The sequence below is a fragment of the Polynucleobacter sp. JS-JIR-II-b4 genome, assembly GCF_018687815.1.
Classification (GTDB): Bacteria; Pseudomonadota; Gammaproteobacteria; order Burkholderiales; family Burkholderiaceae; genus Polynucleobacter.
In genome coordinates this window covers 1,927,752-1,946,072 of the sequence record NZ_CP061306.1, presented here as the reverse complement: position 1 = coordinate 1,946,072, position 18,321 = coordinate 1,927,752, and the positions used below count along the sequence as shown (strand labels likewise).

The following is an 18,321-nucleotide window of genomic DNA, read 5'->3' as shown; positions in this document are numbered from 1 at the left end:
GAGATAGGGTTGGATCGGAAGAATGAAGTTTGTAACAGTAAACAGCAAATACCTTGAGTGGGCCAAAATTCTGGTTTTGGGCCTAGCGTTAGGCGCGTCCAATTCTTATGCTGAAAAGCTGAAGAAGCCAAGCCTTCCCAAGTCTTATGAAAGCAAGGCTGCCCCTGCTGAAATTACCGATACCGATCGGATGTTCATTGATTTGCGCGAAGCTGCAAAAAAGAATGATGTATTTCGTACTCAGCAACTTTCATCCAATCTGGTTAATTACCCATTTGATGACTACGTAGCTTACTTCCGGATCAAGCCGCAATTATTTGATAGTGCTGGCGGTGCACGTAATGACTATGGCGCAGATGCTCAAGTGGTTGCATTCTTAAATCAATATCAAGGCACAGCATTGGCTGACCGTATGCGCAATGATTGGTTATTGGTTTTGGGTAAGCGTAGGGACTGGGCACGCTTTGATGTGGAGTACGCTAAGTTTGTATTGGACGACGATACACAAGTGAAATGCTATTCCTTGTTGTCTAAATTATCTCAAGGTGAAAATCCAACGAAATTAGCGATTGATTCTCGAGCAGTGTTGCTTGATCCAAGTTATTTTGGACAAGCTTGCCAAGAATTGGTTCCGTCTTTAGTTGCTGCAGGTGGCATGTCCCCGAGTGAGGCTAAAGCTATTGGGCGTGCGGCTAGTGAGAGGGGCTATGACACGATGGCGCGTCGCCTTGGCGGTGAAGATCCGATCGCAGATATTGTTAAGGCTGCAAAGGCTGATCCAGCAAAGGCCTATCGCGACTTTTCTCAAAACGCTTCACGCTATAGCAAAGAAAACCAAGCTGTTGCTTGGGGTGTGATCGGGCAATTTTTGGCCAAAAAATTAGACCCTAATGCAGATGATGCCTACCGCTTGCAACAAGAGCTAGGCTATAACGAGCTTCTTTCAGTCGAGTCACAAGAATGGAAGGTGCGCGCAGGCTTGCGTGCTAAAGATTGGGCCTTAGTTAAAAATGCGATTGATGGCATGAACCCGGCAGTGCGTGCTAAAGATCCTGCGTGGACCTACTGGTATGGTCGTGCGCTCAAAGTTGAAGGCCAAGATGTAAAAGCCAAAGATAGTTTTGAAATGATTGCTGATCAATACAACTTTTATGGCCAGCTTGCACGCGAAGAGTTGGGTAAATCTAATAATGCGCCTGCTAAAACGAAAGTGACTGAGCAAGAGATAGATGCGATGGCGAGCCGCAAGGGCTTTATTCGTGGTGAACGCTTATATGCCATGAATCTTCGCTTTGAAGGTAATCGTGAGTGGAATTGGGAATTACGCAATATGACTGATAAGCAATTGTTGGCGGCTGCGGAGTATGCAAAGCGAATCAATTTATATGACCGCGTCGTCAACACTGCCGACCGTACAAAGCAAGAGCATGACTTTAGTTTGCGCTACCCAACTCCATATAGAGAAGAGTTGTCTCCAATTGCGCGTCAAATAGACCTCAATCTTGCCTGGGCTTACGGCTTAATTCGTCAAGAGTCACGCTTCATTATGAATGCAGCCTCTTCTGTGGGTGCCTCTGGATTAATGCAGGTGATGCCGAATACTGCAAAGTACGTGGCTAAGAAAATTGGTATGACAAATTACACCAATGACAAGTTAAGCGATACCAGCACGAACCTGACATTGGGGAGTAATTATTTAAATATGGTCCTCGTTGATCTAGAAGGCTCTTGGGTGTTAGCTTCTGCTGCCTATAACGCAGGCCCTTCTCGTTCAAAGGCTTGGCGGGAAAAGTTATCCGGCCCAACAGAGGGCGCTATTTTTGCTGAAACTATTCCATTTACTGAGACACGCGTATACGTAAAGAATGTGCTTTCTAATGCAAATTACTATTCGTCGGTGATGAATGGTCAGCCACAATCTTTAAAACAGCGCTTAGGCGTTATTACGCCGAAGGCTGCAACTCAATCTGAGCTTCCTTAAACCACCAATTACTACTGCGCTAAGCTAAGAAAGCTTCCTATGAAATATGACATTCTTCTAATCGGTGGTAACGGATTTGTGGGCCGAGTGATTGCTGCGCAACTTCAGCTAGCGGGTTACTCCGTATTAGTCCCAACGAGCCATTTAGGCGCTGCACGTGAATTGCGCATGTTGCCTAAGGTACATGTCGAAGAAGCTGATGTTCATGAGTTTGATGAGCTGCAGAGCCTTTGTGGGCGGATTAAGCCGAATGGCGTTGTGATCAATTTGGTCGGCGCGTTACACGATAAGCCGGCTAAGCCTTATGGAAAGGTATTTAAAGCTGCCCATGTGGAGCTCCCTAAAAATATTATTACGGCAATGCAGTTACACGGCTTAAAACGCTATTTACATATGAGCGCGCTGGGTGCCGACTCTCATGGCCCATCGATGTATCAGCGGAGCAAAGGTGATGGCGAAGCTGCAGTAAAGGCCAGCAATTTGGATTGGACCATCTTTAGGCCTTCAGTCATCTTTGGCACCCAAGATCAATTTATTAATTTATTTTCTAAATTGACTAAGTTATTTCCAGCCATGCCCTTAGCGCATTCCGAGGCACAATTTCAGCCAGTGAGCGTAGATGATGTTGCAAGTGCATTTGTTAAATCCTTATCGATGCCTCAAACCATTCGTCAGTCCTATGACTTGGTTGGCCCAACGGTTTACACCATGAAGGGGATTGTTGAGTTTGCTGCACGTAAGGCTAAAGCCTCGTGCCTCATCATTCCTGTGCCAGCCTTTGTGGGCTATTTGCAGGCATTGGCATTTGAATTCTTGCCGGGCCCAACATTGATGTCGCGTGACAATATTGCATCTATGCAAGTGCCTAATACTTTGCCAGTGAATGGCGTTGATGCGTTGACGGAAGTATTCAAAATGAGTCGTCGCAGCCTTGAAGGTATGCAGTAATGAAAGTCTACGCAGTAGGCGGGGCCATCAGGGACACCCTTATGGGTTTACCTGTGCACGACATTGATTATGTTGTGGTGGGCTCTAGCATAGAAGAGATGGTTGCTCAGGGCTTTCGTCCAGTAGGCAAAGATTTCCCAGTGTTTTTGCATCCAGAGACACAGGCTGAATATGCGCTCGCGCGTACTGAGCGCAAGACCGGCAAAGGCTATAAGGGCTTTAACTTCCATGCCGACCCCTCAGTCACTTTGGAGCAGGACTTACAGCGTCGTGATTTAACAATCAATGCGATGGCGCAAGAAGTGGGTGCTGATGGAAAGCTATTTGGACCGATTATTGATCCTTATAACGGTCAAGAAGATTTAGCCGCCAAAGTATTTCGTCACGTGTCAGATGCATTCGCAGAAGATCCATTGCGTCTCTTGCGCATTGCTCGCTTTGCTGCACGCTTTCCTGAATTTAGTGTTGCCGCTGAAACGCTCAGCGCTTTAAAGGCAATTGTTCAATCAGGTGAGTTAAATGCTTTATCGGCCGAGCGCATTTGGCAAGAGTTGGCCAGGGGTTTGGTTGCACAAAAGCCGATGCATCTGTTTCAAGTCCTTCTAAACACTGGTGCTGCCAGTACCATATTGCCTCCTACGTTAGTTCCTCAGTTATCTGAGGAACCATTTCGTGAAGAGTTGGTTGCGTATTTTTCCTTAGCTGGAAATAATATTGAAGAACGCTGCGCAATTGTCTTAATGAATTTGCCTGCAACTGAAATTCGTTCATGGGCTGAGTGTGTGCGCATGCCAATTGATGTGCGAGATTTCAGTGAGATATTCAGTGATCTGAGGGTTTTGGTCAAGAAATATCCCGATACTGCTTATCAGGCGGTAGATGTTTTAGCTTGGTTCAACCGTGCAGATGTTTGGCGTAAGCCAGATCGAGCGCAAGCACTTTTGAATCTTGCGGACAAATTGGGAATGCCTGTTTCCCCTTTGATCAATGCAATGCGCACCACTCAAGCCATCAATGCCGCCGAAATTATTGCTGGCGTTGCTGCAGAAGATCGATCTAATGGTGAGCGCATTGGCGGTGCATTTGAGTCTGCTCGGTTGTCTGCAATTACTACTGCTCTAGCGACTTAAAAAACTTCTACAGTCTATTTCTGCCGCGTAGACCAGGCAGATCTTCAAGTACATGTCCCGGTAGTAGGCTCTCTAATTTCTTAGAAAATGCAAAGGCCTTAAAGAGTTCGCCCATTTCCGCTTCAGACAATAACTTTTGCAAAGAATTGGATATCGGTAGAAATGTTTCTGGATTACTTGGGTCGCCAATTTCTAAAGCAATGTCTCCAATGCCAGCATCAAGAAGATAAGCGGCCTGGTTCGTCAGATATACATCATCTACATTTTCAGCCAATGCACTACGAGCGATTTGCGACCACTCTACGTGCGTTGTTAAGTCGCAAAGACCAGGCAGATGAAATGGATCTTGAATTGCATGGTGGCGATGATGGGCCATGAGGGTGCCCTCAAGTCTTTGCGGGTGGTAGTACTCGCTCTCAGGAAATCCATAGTCAAAGGTAAGGAATAACCCAGTTTCCAAGTGCTTAGCAACTTGTTGCATCCAGGCATTTGCTGGCGTGTGCAGTTCAGTGACATAGCCTTCTGAGAAATTACCGTTGAGAAGACTTTCAGGAAGCAATGGTTGTTCGACTGGTGCACCCACTTTCCAGAGGAGCTTGTCGCTTTCAAATGCAACGCCATACCAATACCAAAATCCATTTTGATAAATGATGGCATCGCAAGGAATGGCATCAATCACTTCATTTGCCAGAATGATGCCTTTGAAATTTTCAGGAAGTTCCGTTAACCAGTTACATTGTGTATGGAGGTTGAGTTGCCCAACAGTGTTTCCAATTCTTTCTTGTTGTCGCTGCGCTAAGTCTGGCGAAATTTCGATAATGTCGTAACGATCCAAATGAAAGCCGAGATCATTGAGGCGAGTGAGTATTGAAGTGGCGAGCTTGCCCGTACCAGCGCCAAACTCTAAGATTTGAGTGGGAAGGCCTTTTTCCTTGAGGCCCTCAAGTACCGGTAGGAGGGTTGAGCAAATGGCTGCGCCAAAGAGAGGACTTAATTCGGGGGCAGTAGTGAAGTCACCGCCAGCCCCAAGTTTGTGAGCGCCGGCGCTGTAATACCCCATTCCGGGCTCATATAAGGCCATCTCCATATAGCGAGAGAATGGCAGCCAGCCGCCCTTTAAGGTGATTTGAGAGGCTATTTTGGCCTTTAGAAGCGCACTATGCTCCGTTTCAAGGCTGGTCAAGGTAATATCCATAGCTCGCTAGTCTAAGAGAATTTAATTGAACCCTAGTTCAACGCCCCCATCCCAGCAAGGAAAAGCAGTTTTAGTGACCGGCGCCGCCAAGCGCCTGGGTCGAGAAATTGCCTTGCAGTTTGCCCGTCAGGGCTGGGATGTTGCCGTTCATTATGGGCGATCTGAGCAGGAGGCCCGAGAAACCATCAGAGAAATCGAGATGATGGGTGTGAAAGTCCAAGCCTTTCAGGCGGACTTGGCTGATGAGGCTGCCACCAAAGATCTTTTCTTGGCTGTCAGCAAAGCATTCCCTAATTTAGCCTGCTTAGTAAATAGCGCATCTATCTTTGAATACGATCGCGCTAACTCCAGCACCCCGTTCAGTGGAAAAAGTTTGCAAGACCATATGCAGGTCAATTTGACCGCACCTATTTTGCTGACTCAACTCATGTTTGAGTTTCAAAAAAGTAAGTCAAATACATCCGGCGCCATTCCAGCAGTGATTCAATTACTAGATCAAAAGTTGATTAACCCTAATCCAGATTATTTGTCTTATACATTATCTAAAGCAGCGTTACTTTCTTCTGTGGAATTATTAGCAATGGATTTTGCGCCCCATCTGCGTGTAGTCGGATTAGCACCCGGAATCTCTTTGCCATCAGGCGATCAAACAACGGATGGTTTTTCCAAAGCACATCAAATGACGCCGCTAGGAAGATCTTCAACACCAGCAGATATTGCAAAGGCAGCTGTATTTTTGGCTGACTCTAGCGCTGTTACCGGAACTACCTTATATGTAGACGGTGGGCAACATTTATTGCCATCATCACGTGATGTGATGTTCAAAACCAATTAAGTATTTTTAAAAAGCAAATATACATGCACGCCATTCTTTCTCATCCTGCTCTTGTTGACTGTCGCCGTTTATTTCTCAAGGACTATGAGATCTATATCAATATAGGCGTTCATGACTTTGAGAAAAAAGCAGAGCAACGCGTCATTTTGAATGTGGATTTGTATATTCCTTTGGCAATGAATACGCCCAGCCAAGATCAGTTAGGTGAGGTTGTGGATTACGACTTCATGCGCGAGACCATTAAGTCTAGGGCCTCTCAGGGACACATTCATTTGCAGGAAACCTTCTGCGACGACATCGTGACGGCAATGTTGCTTCACCCAAAGGTATTGGCTGCGCGTGTAAGTACAGCCAAGCCAGACGTCTATCCAGATTGCCACTCGGTGGGCGTTGAAGTATTTCGTATTAAGACTTCTTAAACAAAATCTAGAAAAGAACTCTTATGGGCGATATTCGTAAAGTTGTCTTCGAAGAAAACAAGCTAGAGAAGAAACTCTGCCGCTTGGTAGGTCAAGCTATTGGTGACTTCGGCATGATCGAAGAGGGCGATAAGGTCATGGTATGTGTTTCGGGCGGCAAAGATAGTTACGCCATGCTCGATATTCTGATGAAGCTGCGTGAGCGCGCGCCGATCAATTTTGAAATTGTTGCGGTGAACTTAGATCAGAAGCAGCCTAATTTTCCAGCTGAAATCTTACCCAATTATTTGAAGAATTTAGGTGTTCAGTATCACATTGAAGAGCAGGACACTTACAGTATTGTGAAGCGTGTGATTCCTGAGGGTAAAACAACCTGTGGATTGTGCTCACGCTTACGCCGTGGCATTTTGTATCGTGTGGCAGATGAGTTGGGTGCAACGAAAATTGCTTTAGGCCATCACCGTGATGACATTTTAGAAACTTTGATGCTCAATATGTTTTATGCGGGCAAGCTAAAGGGGATGCCGCCCAAGTTGCGCTCTGATGATGGCAAGCATATTGTGATTCGCCCCTTGGCTTATGTTCCTGAGAAATTACTCGAACGTTATGCGGCAGATATGAATTTCCCTATTATTCCGTGTGATTTGTGTGGAAGTCAGCCCAATTTGCAGCGCCAGGTCATGAAAGAAATGCTGCGCGATTGGGAGAAGAAGCATCCTGGTCGGGTGGAGAACTTATTTCGCTCTATGCATCATATTGTTCCATCTCATTTAATGGACGGCGAAGCCTTTGATTTCAAGAACCTGGAGATTTCCACCGAGTTAGCGGGTATTGCTGCTAGATCTTCTGGCGACAGGGCAATTGATGAGGCCGAATTAGATGAATTAGCCTGTGGAACCATGATTCAGGGGACTTATAATCCCCCTTTATGAATATCGTCATTTTGGCTGCTGGGCAAGGAAAGCGGATGAAATCCGCTCTGCCCAAGGTCCTGCAAACTCTCGCAGGCAAGCCCCTGCTCCAGCACGTTCTCAGTACTGCGCTTTCACTACAAGACAAAAAGTCTAAATCTGGCCCCGTTGTAGTGGTTGGTCATGGTGCGGCAGATGTAAAGACATTCTTATTAAATGCCGGCAAGGAAGATCCAAGCTTTGGCAAAGTAAGCACTGCGCTGCAAGCTGAACAAAAAGGCACGGGTCACGCATTATTGCAAGCCTTGCCTAAATTAGATGTTCAAGAGCCCACTTTAGTTTTATATGGCGATGTTCCGCTCACTACAAAAAAGACGCTGGCTAAATTAGCGAAGTTGGCTGATGGCTTCAGAGGACAAGATTCTGCATTAGCTTTACTGACACAGAACCTTGGCAACCCTACTGGCTACGGCCGCATCGTGCGCGATGCTGACGGCTCTGTAAAAGAGATCGTTGAAGAGAAGGATGCGACGCCTGCACAAAAAGCAATTCAAGAAATTAATACCGGCATCATGGTGTTGCCAACGAGCTCACTAAAGAAGTGGTTAAAAGCTTTACGTGCAAGTAATGCACAAGGCGAGTATTACTTGACTGACGTGATTGCTATGGCTGTTAAAGATGGCGTGCCGATTCGCACAACACAGGCTGATGATGAGTTCGAGACGGTTGGTGTTAATAGTCGTGATCAACTCGCTGCATTAGAACGTGTGCACCAACTCAATATTGCCCATCAATTAATGGATGCGGGAGTATCGCTTGCTGATCCTGCACGTATTGATGTACGCGGTACCTTAGAGTGCGGCACCGATGTATCTATTGATGTGGGTTGCGTATTTGAAGGTTGCGTCACTCTAGATGCTGGTACGAAGGTTGGGCCATATTGCGTGATTCGCAATAGCGTGATCGGCAAAGGCGTAGCTATTCATGCATATAGCCATGTGGATGGCGCAAAAGTGGGCAATCAATCATTAATTGGCCCTTATGCTCGTTTGCGTCCTGGCGCAGATTTATCAAACGATGTACATATTGGTAATTTCGTAGAAGTGAAGAACAGCAAAATTGCCGCTAATAGCAAAGCCAATCACTTGGCTTATGTTGGCGACTCTATTGTTGGCTCCAGAGTCAACATTGGTGCTGGCACTATTACTTGTAACTACGATGGCGTTAACAAACACCAGACCATTATTGAGGATGATGTCTTCATTGGCTCGGATACTCAGTTGGTTGCACCTGTACGTGTTGGCCGTGGCGCCACATTGGGTGCGGGAACAACTTTGACTAAAGATGCTCCTGCCAATCAACTGACTGTATCCCGAGCAAAACAAATTTCCTTACAGTGGCAGCGCCCTGTCAAGCAAGAAAAGAAACCAGTAAAAAAAGCAGCATCAAAGACGGCTGTGAAGAAGGCCGTCAAGAAGCCGGTTAAGAAAACTGCAAAGGGTAAAAAATAATGTGCGGCATTGTTGGCGCGGCTTCCCGTAAAAATATTGTTGATGTTTTGGTTGAGGGCTTACGCCGCCTAGAGTACCGTGGCTATGACTCTTGTGGTTTTGCAGTCATTAATGGCGATGATGCCAAGCATCCCATTGAAAGAGCTCGAACTACTGCACGTGTTTCTGAATTAGGTGAGCAAGGTAAAGATTTTTTCGGCACCTTGGGTATTGCGCACACACGTTGGGCTACCCACGGTAAGCCAGATACCCAAAATGCACACCCACATACTTCAAACGATTTAATTGCAGTCGTACATAACGGCATTATTGAGAACTATGAAGTTCTGCGTTCGGATCTAAAGGCGGCTGGATATGTGTTTACCTCTGAAACAGATACTGAAGTTATCGCCCATTTAATTCACCAGCAATATGTTGCTAGTGGCCAAAAAGATATTGCAGCATCGGTAAGAGCGGTGCTCCCTCAATTGCATGGTGCATACGCTATTGGTGTAATCGCACAAGATAATCCAAGCACTTTAGTAGGCGCCCGCGTTGGATCTCCTCTGGTGGTTGCCATTGGTGATCATGAGCACTTTTTGGCTTCTGATGCTTTGGCATTGGCAGGACGTGCTCATTCCATGATGTATTTGGAAGAGGGTGATGTCGCTGTACTAAAGGCTGATTCTGTTGAGGTAATTGATCAAGCTGGTAAGGTCGCCCAAAGAGAGCTGAAGCCTATGCCTGCTCAAGCTGACTCAGTTGATCTCGGCCCTTATCAGCATTACATGCAAAAAGAAATCTTTGAGCAGCCTAGAGCAATTGGCGACACGCTTGCCAATATCGCTGACTTTGGTCCTGAGCTATTTGAAGCAAAGCCAGAAGATTGGAAAGCTTTTGAGCAGATTTTAATATTGGCATGTGGCACAAGTTATTACTCCGCATGTGTTGCTAAATATTGGCTAGAAGATATTGCTGGTATTCCAACACAAGTAGAAATTGCTAGTGAGTATCGCTATCGCACCACTGTGCCCAATCCAAAAACACTCATTGTGGTGGTTTCACAATCTGGCGAGACAGCAGATACCTTAGCAGCATTGCGTCATGCCAAGAGTTTAGGTCACCGCTTTACATTAGCCATATGCAACGTGGCTAGTAGCGCCATGGTTCGTGAAACTGATTGGCATTTTTTGACTAAGGCTGGCGCTGAAATTGGTGTTGCTTCAACAAAGGCATTTACTACGCAGCTTTTAGCGCTCTATCTCTTGGCGGTTTCGATTGCTAAGCGCGATGGCAGAATTTCTCCAGAAAAAGAGAAGGAGCTCCTGCGTGACCTGCGCCATTTACCAAAAGCTCTACATGCAGTACTAGCGCTTGAGCCACAAATCATTGCCTGGAGCGATGCTTTTGCTAAATGTGAAAATGCCCTATTCCTAGGCCGTGGAATGCATTACCCAATTGCACTTGAGGGTGCATTAAAGCTCAAAGAAATTTCTTATATCCATGCTGAAGCTTATCCAGCTGGCGAGTTAAAGCATGGACCGCTTGCTTTAGTTACAGACAAGATGCCGGTTGTTACTGTTGCGCCTAATGACGTCTTATTGGAGAAACTCAAATCCAATATGCAAGAAGTCAAAGCGCGTGGTGGCAAACTTTATGTTTTTGCTGATCAAGATACTCACATCTCAAGTAGCGAAGGCATCAATGTCATCAAGCTGCCTGAGCACTATGGCAACCTTTCACCAATATTGCATGTAGTTCCCCTGCAGCTATTGGCTTATCACACAGCCTGCGCACGCGGTACGGATGTTGATAAACCCAGAAACCTTGCAAAGAGCGTTACGGTCGAATAATTTTTCGCCTGTTTGACATTCACCTAAAGTTGTGGACAAAATTCAGTAGATAAATCAGGGCTTTACGAAGCCCTGATTGCATTTCTGTGTTCAAATAACTCTTGTAAAAGAGGATATTTGTTGCAACCCATGTTTCTGTCGATGCCCCGTCTTTCAGGTTTGAAATTGCTTCCGCTAATTTGTGCGCTAGCTCTCTCTGCATGCGCGGTCGGCCCAGACTTTAAGCAACCCGAGGCGCCTAAGACTTCTTCCTATACAGAAACCCCTGTAGCCAAGAAGCTCACTACCGCACCTGGAGTACCGGGCGGCACAGATCAAGAGTTTGTTGAAGGCGCAGATATTGAAGCGCAATGGTGGGAGCTTTATAAATCTCCTGAACTTGATGCGTTGATTAAAAGAGCGCTTGAGCAAAATCCAAATTTAGGCGCAGCCGATGCAGCATTGCGTGCTGCGCAAGAAAATGTCAACGCACAAATTGGCGGCCAATACTTTCCTGCAATTGGCCTTGGTGCAAATGCCGTAAGACAAAAACAACCTTCAGCTGTGTATGGCATGAACTATGGTTCTGATACTTATAACCTCTACAACACTACGGTCAATGTGACTTATAAGTTGGATGTGTTTGGCGGAGCTCGGAGAGCAGTTGAAGGTGCGCGCGCACAAGCTGAGGTGGCGCAGTTTCAATTAGAGGGCGCTTATCTTTCGCTAACCGCTAACGTAGTCACGAGCGCTGTTAAAGAGGCTGCACTGCGTGCGCAGATGCAAGCCACAGAAGAAATTCTGAAGGCTCAAACGAATCTTGCTGAAGTAACTGAAAAGCAGTTAGTCATTGGTACAGTTTCTAAGGTAGACGTCACATCCCAGCGAACCTTGGTATCGAACTCTCAAGTGGATCTCTTTAACTACGAACGAAATCTTGCATTTGCGCGCAATCAATTAGCAGTGCTAGTAGGTGAGATTCCGAGCAACGCTAATATCGCCAAGTTTGATTTGGCCAATTTGCATTTGCCAGAGAAGCTACCCCTATCAGTGCCTTCTAGCTTAGTGCGTCAGCGCCCTGATGTGCGGGCGGCTGAAGCCCAGTTAAAGGCTCAAAATGCTTTCGTAGGTGTTGCAACAGCGAACTTATTGCCGCAATTTAATATCACAGGATCTATCGGCGCAGCTTCCTTAACTTCCAATGGATTGTTTGGCCCTAACTCTGCTTTATGGTCACTTGGTGGAGGCATCTTGCAGCCATTGTTTCAGGGTGGTCAGCTTTTGGCGCAGCGTCGTGGAGCCATTGCGAACTATGAGCAAGCGGCATTTCAATATCAGGCAACTGTCTTAAATGCATTCCAAGAAGTAGCCAATGCATTGCGTGCACTAGAGACTGGTGCGCAAGCACTCAGAGCGGCATCAGATGCAGAGCGTTATGCCTACGAAACTCTGGACTTAGTACAGCAACAGTACAAACTCGGTACAGCCAGTTATTTAGCAGTGCTCTATTACCAAAATCAGTATCAGCAAGCAAAAGTGAAATCAGTTGCAGCACAAGCAACTCGCTTCTCGGATACCGCAGCGTTATTTGCAGCATTAGGTGGTGGCTGGTGGAATCGTGAAGGCCCTGCTTTTAAACCAAAAGACATAGCGAACAAAGATCAAAATGAAACTTCTGGAACAAATTAAGAACAAGCTCATTGCTTTGGTTCTTGCCTTGTGGGCATGGATGCAACGTAAAGCAATTGAATGGAAATTGCGTGAGAGAGCAATTGCGCTTTGGGAAAAGACCAAAGCTTTTTGGGCGCGTATGGGTCAGAAATGGCGTGGTACCAAAACCCATGAAAAGCTCATGGCAATGGAGCCCTTGCAGCGCCGTATGACCATCATGCTTTGCGGCGTATTTTTATTATTGGGCCTGATCTTCGCTTTCAATCAGCTGAAGACTTTCATGATTAAGCATTTCATCGCGGGCATGGGATTACCTCCTGCAACGGTATCCACCCTGGTGATTGCAAATGCAGAATGGCAGCCAAAGTTAACCAGCGTAGGTAATGTCCGTGCATTTAGGGGTGTTGAACTCAGCACCGAGATTGGCGGCTTAGTGCAGACTGTGCCGATTAAGTCAGGCCAAGACGTTAAAGAGGGCGAGCTCCTCATTAAATTAAACGATGCATCTGATGTAGCTCAATTGAATTCTTTAAAAGCAATGTCTGATCTAGCTAAGGTCATTAATGAGCGAGATAGACAGCAGTTAGCAATTCAGGCAATTAGTAAGAACGTATTTGATACGAGTGCTGCTGATTCCAAATCAAAACAAGCGCAGGTTGAGCAGCAAACTGCTTTAGTGGCCAAGAAAAACCTCAAAGCACCATTTAGTGGCCGGGTAGGTATTGTTTCTATTAATCCAGGACAGTATGTGAATCCTGGCGATAAGCTACTAACGCTACAAACCTTGGACCCTATTTTTGTAGATTTCAACTTACCGCAAAATAATGCTGAGCTCATTCAGGTTGGCCAAGAGGTTGAGGTGACTACTGACGCGTTTAAGGATGCGAGCTTCACTGGCAAGATTACTGCCGTTAGTCCAAAGGTCGATACCAATACACGCAATATTCAAGTTGAGGCACAACTTGCTAATCCGGATAAGAAAATTTTGCCGGGCATGTTTGCTAATGTGAATATCAAGCTGGGTGATCAAGTGAAATACCTGACCCTACCTCAGACAGCAGTTACTTATAACCCGTATGGTTCGACCATCTTCATTGCTAAACCTACTGGCAAGAAAGATAAGCAAGGTAATCCAGCCCTTGAGGCACAACAGGTATTTGTAACGACTGGATTAACTCGTGGTGATCAAGTGGCTATTTTGAAGGGTGTTGATGAGGGCGCAACGGTGGTCACCAGTGGCCAGCTGAAGCTCAAGAATGGCACGCCACTGATTATTAATAACAAGGTGCAGCCAGCAAATTCACCTGATCCAAAACCGCAGGAATAAATAGCAGATGAATTGGACTGACATATTCATCCGCAGACCAGTGCTCTCTATGGTGGTGAGCGCTCTTGTGTTGATTTTTGGTCTGAAGGCAATTGGTTCTTTGCCTGTAAATCAATATCCGCAAACGCAAAATGCGATTGTGACCATCACTACGGCTTACTATGGTGCTGATCCTGAAACAATTGCTGGGTTTATTACTCAGCCTCTTGAGGCATCTATAGCTCAGGCGCAAGGGATTGATTACTTATCTTCTGCCAGCGTGAGTGGAGTCTCCACTATTACTGCAACTTTGAAGTTGAACTATGACTCAAACGCGGCATTAACGCAGATACAGACTCAAATTAGTGCAGTAAAAAATCAGTTGCCACCGCAGGCACAACAACCTATTTTGACAGTGCAGGTTGGGCAATCTACTGCTGCGATGTATATGGGTTTCTATAGTGATGACATCCCCAACAATGCTATTACCGACTATTTATTGCGAGTTGTAAAGCCAAAGTTAGACGCTGTTGAGGGGGTACAAAACGCAGAGATTACTGGTGGACGTAAATTCGCCTTACGCGCCTGGTTGGATCGAGAGAAGATGGCCGGTCTTGGTGTGGGCGCCGATGATGTTTATAACGCCATGGCAGCCAACAACTACCTATCTGCGGTTGGAAGCACCAAAGGCGAGATGGTCTCGGTTGACTTGGTTGCTGGCACCGACTTGCATACTCTGGATGAGTTTCGCAAGTTAGTCATTAAAAAAGATGGCGTGAATATTGTTTATTTAGACCAAGTGGCTAATGTCACTATGGGGTCTGAGGACTACAACACAAATGTTGCCTTTAGCGGCAAGAGGTCAGTATTTATTGCTATTAAGGTTGCGCCGCAGGCCAACCTATTGGATGTAGCGCAACGTGTTCGGGATGTGGTGCCAGATATTCAGAAGCAATTACCCATTGGCATGACGGGCAAGATTGTTTATGACTCTACCAAATTTATTACTAGCTCTATTGATGAAGTGGTGTCTACTTTAATAGAGGCCTTGGTGATTGTGACAGTGGTGATCTACCTCTTCTTGGGTAGTGCTCGCGCGGTTGCTGTTCCAGTGATTGCAATGCCTTTATCGCTCATTGGTACTTTCTTCCTCATGCAAGTGCTGGGTTATTCGATTAACTTGCTTACCCTTCTCGCCCTGGTCTTGGCAATTGGATTGGTGGTGGACGATGCCATCATCGTGGTGGAAAACGTTGACCGCCACATGAAAGAAGGTAAGTCACCACTAGAGGCATCTTTAATTGCTGCCCGCGAATTAGGCGGCCCAATTTTGGCGATGACGGTAGTGCTGATTGCGGTGTATATCCCTATTGGCTTTCAGGGTGGCCTAACGGGTGCACTGTTTACCGAATTTGCCTTTACTTTGGCTAGTGCAGTAGCGGTTTCAGGATTGATTGCTTTGACGCTATCCCCAATGATGTGCTCTCGCATCTTTACCGAAGAGCAAGAGGCTTCACCTTTTGTACAAAAGATTGATCGTATTTTTGAGAAGGTGCATCACAGCTATCAAACCACTTTGCGTGATTTGCTAAGCACTTGGCAGGTCATCATCGTGATGGGCGTCATCTTGTTAGGTGGCGTAGCTTATTTGTACTCAACGGCGCGTGCTGAATTAGCGCCAACTGAAGACCAGGGCATTGTTTTGATGCAAGCATCAGGACCTCCCAATAGTACGGTGACGCAAATGCAGACTTATGCAGATCAAATCTACGCAATTGCTGCTGCAGAACCAGAATACGAACAGGCTTTTCAGATCACGAGTCCAACTTCGAGCTTTGGCGGTATCTTGCTGAAAGATTGGGGTGAGCGAGGTCGTAATGCAACTCAGTTCCAAGAAGATATGCAGCAAAAGTGGAACTCCATTGCCGGCGCACGTGTTGCCGCCTTCCAATTTCCAGCCTTACCGGGCGCACAAGGCTTACCTGTGCAGGTGGTCATTAATACAACAGAATCTTATGCGGCGCTAAACGAAGTCTCCCAAGCAGTGCTTGATAAAGCGCGCCGCAGTGGCAATTTCTTCTTCGTGGATTCTGATCTTAAGATTGATAAGCCACAAGATGTTTTAGAGATTGATCGAGAAAAAGTTGCTGCCCTAGGTATGACTCAGCAACAAGTCGGCTCAGCCTTATCTGCTGCTTTAGGCGGTGGATATGTAAATTACTTCTCAGTGGCCGGACGCTCTTATCGTGTGATTCCACAAGTAAAGCAAGTGGATCGTCTCAATCCAGATCAAATATTGGATTACTATATTCGCACACCAAGTGGTGCGATGGTTCAAGCGCGCACTATCGCAACGATTAAACAAAGAGTGGTACCGCAGTCTATCAATCACTTCCAGCAATTGAATTCAGCAACAATCTCGGGTGTAAGCACTCCATTTATTTCGCAAGCGGATTTATTGGAGTACATGCGTCAGACTCTGAAAGAGGTTGCGCCTAATGGTTACACCATGGACTACGCAGGTCCTTCGCGCCAATTTATGGCTGAATCTGGCGGCTTCTTAGTCACCATGTTCTTTGCGATTCTGATTGTGTTCTTGGTGCTTGCGGCACAGTTTGAAAGTTTCCGCGATCCGATTGTAATTTTGGTTTCTGTGCCGCTAGCCTTATTTGGCGCCTTGATATTTATTAATTTGGGATTCACGACCTTAAACGTCTACACCCAAGTTGGTCTAGTCACACTCATGGGCTTGATTAGTAAGCACGGTATTTTGATCGTGGAGTTTGCGAATGAACTTCAGGAAGCGGGGCGCAGTAAGCTCGATGCCATCGTTGAAGCAAGTAGCGTTCGTTTGCGCCCGATTTTGATGACAACTGCAGCAATGGTTTTAGGTGTATTACCTTTGGTGATTGCTTCTGGCGCGGGTGCCGCAGGACGCAAATCCATGGGCATTGTCATTTTCACTGGCCTATCAATTGGTACGCTGTTTACACTCTTTGTAGTGCCAGCAATGTACTTATTTATTGGTGCCGATCACCATGCCAAGAAATTTAAGCAGCAGTAAAAATGAAAGACAGAAAAACTATTTAACGATATTGAGTTCTTTTTCAACAATATCGTTAAAGCAAGTTTCATTTTCTAGGCGTTGCATCCAGGCATCGATATTCTTAAGGGGTGCACGCTCGCCAGTGTGCTTTGGGAAGGTCTGATTTAGAAGAATCCAACGACTGACACACAGAGCTAGAACAATATCTCCAGTCTGAAATTGATTGCCCGCACAATAGCTTTGCTTGGACAATGTTTGATCTAGCAATCCAAGCAGCCGATTAGTTTCTTGGTATCCCTTGAGAATCGATTCGTATTGACGCTCTGCCTCTGGTGTTCTGGTGAGACCCAGAAATGCTATGCGCAGCGCTGGCCACATTGTGCCCAATTGCCAATCCATCCATTTCTCGGATTCGTACTGAGTCTTAATGTCTGCTGTAAAGCGCCCAGCCTGATCATGCTGACGGGCTAAGTAGCGCATGATGGTATTGGATTCCCAAAGTACCACTTCACCATCTTCCAGTGTAGGTACTAAGCCATTTGGGTTGAGATTTAAAAACTCTGGAGTGTTATTGATACCAAATTGCAGGCCAGCATCGATGCGCTCAAAGTCCTTGCCTTCTTTGAGTCCAAGCTCGGCAAGGGACCACAATACTTTTTGAACGTTAATCGAACTTTTTCGACCCCATAAACGCATCATGGCATTTCCTTACAAAGATGAAGTGGTATTAGCTAGCTTTAGTTTCTGTGAAATCGAGGCCAACAAATTGGCTGCGCGCAAAAATGAGTGGCTCTCGTTCAGGATGATTTTTTAAGTTAATCACTTTAGCAACAATAATATTGTGATCACCGCCAATATGAACACAAACAGTTTCACATTCGTAGTAAGCAACACAATGATCAATCTGCGTAAGTCCGCTAGCAGCTAGCTTGTGATCAACTCCCTTGAATTGATCGGTCTTCACATTAGCGAAATGCATGGCCAGATTCTCTTGCGAGCGTTCTAAAACATGAATCAAATGTTTCTTGCCAAGCTCAACCCATGGCATTAGACGCGAATGCTTCTTGAGACTCCAAAGTATGAGTGGTGGCTCGAGTGAGACAGTATTGAAGGAGCTAATCGTAATGCCGTGAGAATTATTTTCCTCATCTAGGCAAGTGATAACAGTGACCCCAGTTGCAAATGATGCGAAACCTTTGCGCAGCTCTTGTGAAGTAAACGGGGTCATTAGTCTTTGCTTATTTAGCTTCAGCTTTTGCTGTAGCGGTCAGTGTTGTACCGGGAATGGGATTTAACACTTCATTCTCTTCAGCTTTTACGCACTTGAAGCGATATTCTTTGCCTGCCTTGGACAGAAAGCTGGCGCCTTCATAGAAATCATCTTTACAGGTCTTGGTAGCAAAATCCATAACATCCTGCGGCGCAGCGCTAGAGGTGATCAGGCGCATATTGCCCATGGACATATTAATTTGGGTGGAATAGCAGCCAGATAGCGCCAAGCCAGAAATCGTAGTTAATAGTAGAATTTTTTTCATGGAAACCTCCATAATCAGCAAT

The 18,321-nt window shown here is 45.9% G+C and carries 15 protein-coding genes; 11 read left to right on the top strand and 4 right to left on the bottom strand.

The genetic code is table 11. The annotated features are described in order from the left end of the window. Window positions 1-22 precede the first annotated feature (22 nt). From ICV90_RS09855 to ICV90_RS09845, 3 genes are read left to right on the top strand one after another with little or no spacing between them, the layout of a single operon-like run. The gene (locus ICV90_RS09855) at window positions 23-1,981 is read left to right on the top strand and encodes a lytic transglycosylase domain-containing protein (protein ID WP_251367730.1); all 1,959 of its coding nucleotides are present in this window, start codon (window positions 23-25) and stop codon (window positions 1,979-1,981) included. Window positions 1,982-2,020: 39 nt separating this feature from the next. Beyond that, window positions 2,021-2,929, top strand: a complete 909-nt coding sequence (locus tag ICV90_RS09850; protein ID WP_215358744.1) for a complex I NDUFA9 subunit family protein — start codon at window positions 2,021-2,023, stop codon at window positions 2,927-2,929. Further along, window positions 2,929-4,059 carry a polynucleotide adenylyltransferase gene (locus ICV90_RS09845; protein ID WP_215358743.1) on the top strand — a complete coding sequence of 377 codons (1,131 nt, stop codon included), beginning with the start codon at window positions 2,929-2,931 and terminating at the stop codon, window positions 4,057-4,059. Before ICV90_RS09850 ends, ICV90_RS09845 begins: the two co-directional genes overlap by 1 nt. Window positions 4,060-4,066: 7 nt before the next feature. Here ICV90_RS09845 and ICV90_RS09840 read toward each other — a convergent pair whose 3' ends face one another. Beyond that, entirely contained in the window at window positions 4,067-5,254 is a 1,188-nt protein-coding gene (locus tag ICV90_RS09840) for a class I SAM-dependent methyltransferase (protein ID WP_215358742.1), read from the bottom strand. A 25-nt stretch (window positions 5,255-5,279) separates the two neighbouring features. Here ICV90_RS09840 and ICV90_RS09835 point away from each other — a divergent pair, with 25 nt between their 5' ends. The 8 genes from ICV90_RS09835 (at window position 5,280) to ICV90_RS09800 (ending at window position 16,782) form a co-directional block, all read left to right on the top strand. Then, window positions 5,280-6,089, top strand: coding sequence for an SDR family oxidoreductase (locus ICV90_RS09835; protein WP_215358741.1), 810 nt, complete (start codon window positions 5,280-5,282; stop codon window positions 6,087-6,089). Window positions 6,090-6,112: 23 nt separating this feature from the next. Further along, complete coding sequence (locus ICV90_RS09830; protein WP_215358740.1) at window positions 6,113-6,508, top strand: dihydroneopterin aldolase; 396 nt, start codon at window positions 6,113-6,115, stop codon at window positions 6,506-6,508. A 23-nt stretch (window positions 6,509-6,531) separates the two neighbouring features. After that, on the top strand, window positions 6,532-7,440 hold the full coding sequence (ttcA, locus tag ICV90_RS09825; protein ID WP_215358739.1) for a tRNA 2-thiocytidine(32) synthetase TtcA: 909 nt from the start codon (window positions 6,532-6,534) through the stop codon (window positions 7,438-7,440). Continuing rightward, on the top strand, window positions 7,437-8,930 hold the full coding sequence (gene glmU / locus ICV90_RS09820; RefSeq protein WP_215358738.1) for a bifunctional UDP-N-acetylglucosamine diphosphorylase/glucosamine-1-phosphate N-acetyltransferase GlmU: 1,494 nt from the start codon (window positions 7,437-7,439) through the stop codon (window positions 8,928-8,930). Before ttcA ends, glmU begins: the two co-directional genes overlap by 4 nt. After that, window positions 8,930-10,762 carry a glutamine--fructose-6-phosphate transaminase (isomerizing) gene (glmS, locus tag ICV90_RS09815; protein ID WP_215358737.1) on the top strand — a complete coding sequence of 611 codons (1,833 nt, stop codon included), beginning with the start codon at window positions 8,930-8,932 and terminating at the stop codon, window positions 10,760-10,762. Before glmU ends, glmS begins: the two co-directional genes overlap by 1 nt. Before the next feature lie 117 nt (window positions 10,763-10,879). Further along, window positions 10,880-12,430: an efflux transporter outer membrane subunit gene (locus ICV90_RS09810; protein WP_251367729.1), complete on the top strand. Its 1,551-nt coding sequence runs from the start codon at window positions 10,880-10,882 to the stop codon at window positions 12,428-12,430. A gap of 169 nt (window positions 12,431-12,599) precedes the next feature. Next, window positions 12,600-13,739: an efflux RND transporter periplasmic adaptor subunit gene (locus tag ICV90_RS09805; RefSeq protein ID WP_215360467.1), complete on the top strand. Its 1,140-nt coding sequence runs from the start codon at window positions 12,600-12,602 to the stop codon at window positions 13,737-13,739. 7 nt (window positions 13,740-13,746) lie between these two features. Then, a complete protein-coding gene (locus tag ICV90_RS09800) occupies window positions 13,747-16,782 on the top strand; it encodes an efflux RND transporter permease subunit (protein ID WP_215358736.1) in 3,036 nt (1,011 codons plus the stop codon). An 18-nt stretch (window positions 16,783-16,800) separates the two neighbouring features. Here ICV90_RS09800 and ICV90_RS09795 read toward each other — a convergent pair whose 3' ends face one another. The 3 genes from ICV90_RS09795 to ICV90_RS09785 are packed head-to-tail and all read right to left on the bottom strand — an operon-like array spanning window position 16,801 to window position 18,299. Next, window positions 16,801-17,463, bottom strand: a complete 663-nt coding sequence (locus ICV90_RS09795) for a glutathione S-transferase family protein (RefSeq protein ID WP_215358735.1) — start codon at window positions 17,461-17,463, stop codon at window positions 16,801-16,803. A 28-nt stretch (window positions 17,464-17,491) separates the two neighbouring features. Continuing rightward, window positions 17,492-17,992 carry a flavin reductase family protein gene (locus ICV90_RS09790; protein WP_215358734.1) on the bottom strand — a complete coding sequence of 167 codons (501 nt, stop codon included), beginning with the start codon at window positions 17,990-17,992 and terminating at the stop codon, window positions 17,492-17,494. A gap of 10 nt (window positions 17,993-18,002) precedes the next feature. Then, window positions 18,003-18,299 carry a hypothetical protein gene (locus tag ICV90_RS09785; RefSeq protein WP_215321134.1) on the bottom strand — a complete coding sequence of 99 codons (297 nt, stop codon included), beginning with the start codon at window positions 18,297-18,299 and terminating at the stop codon, window positions 18,003-18,005. Window positions 18,300-18,321: the final 22 nt, after the last annotated feature.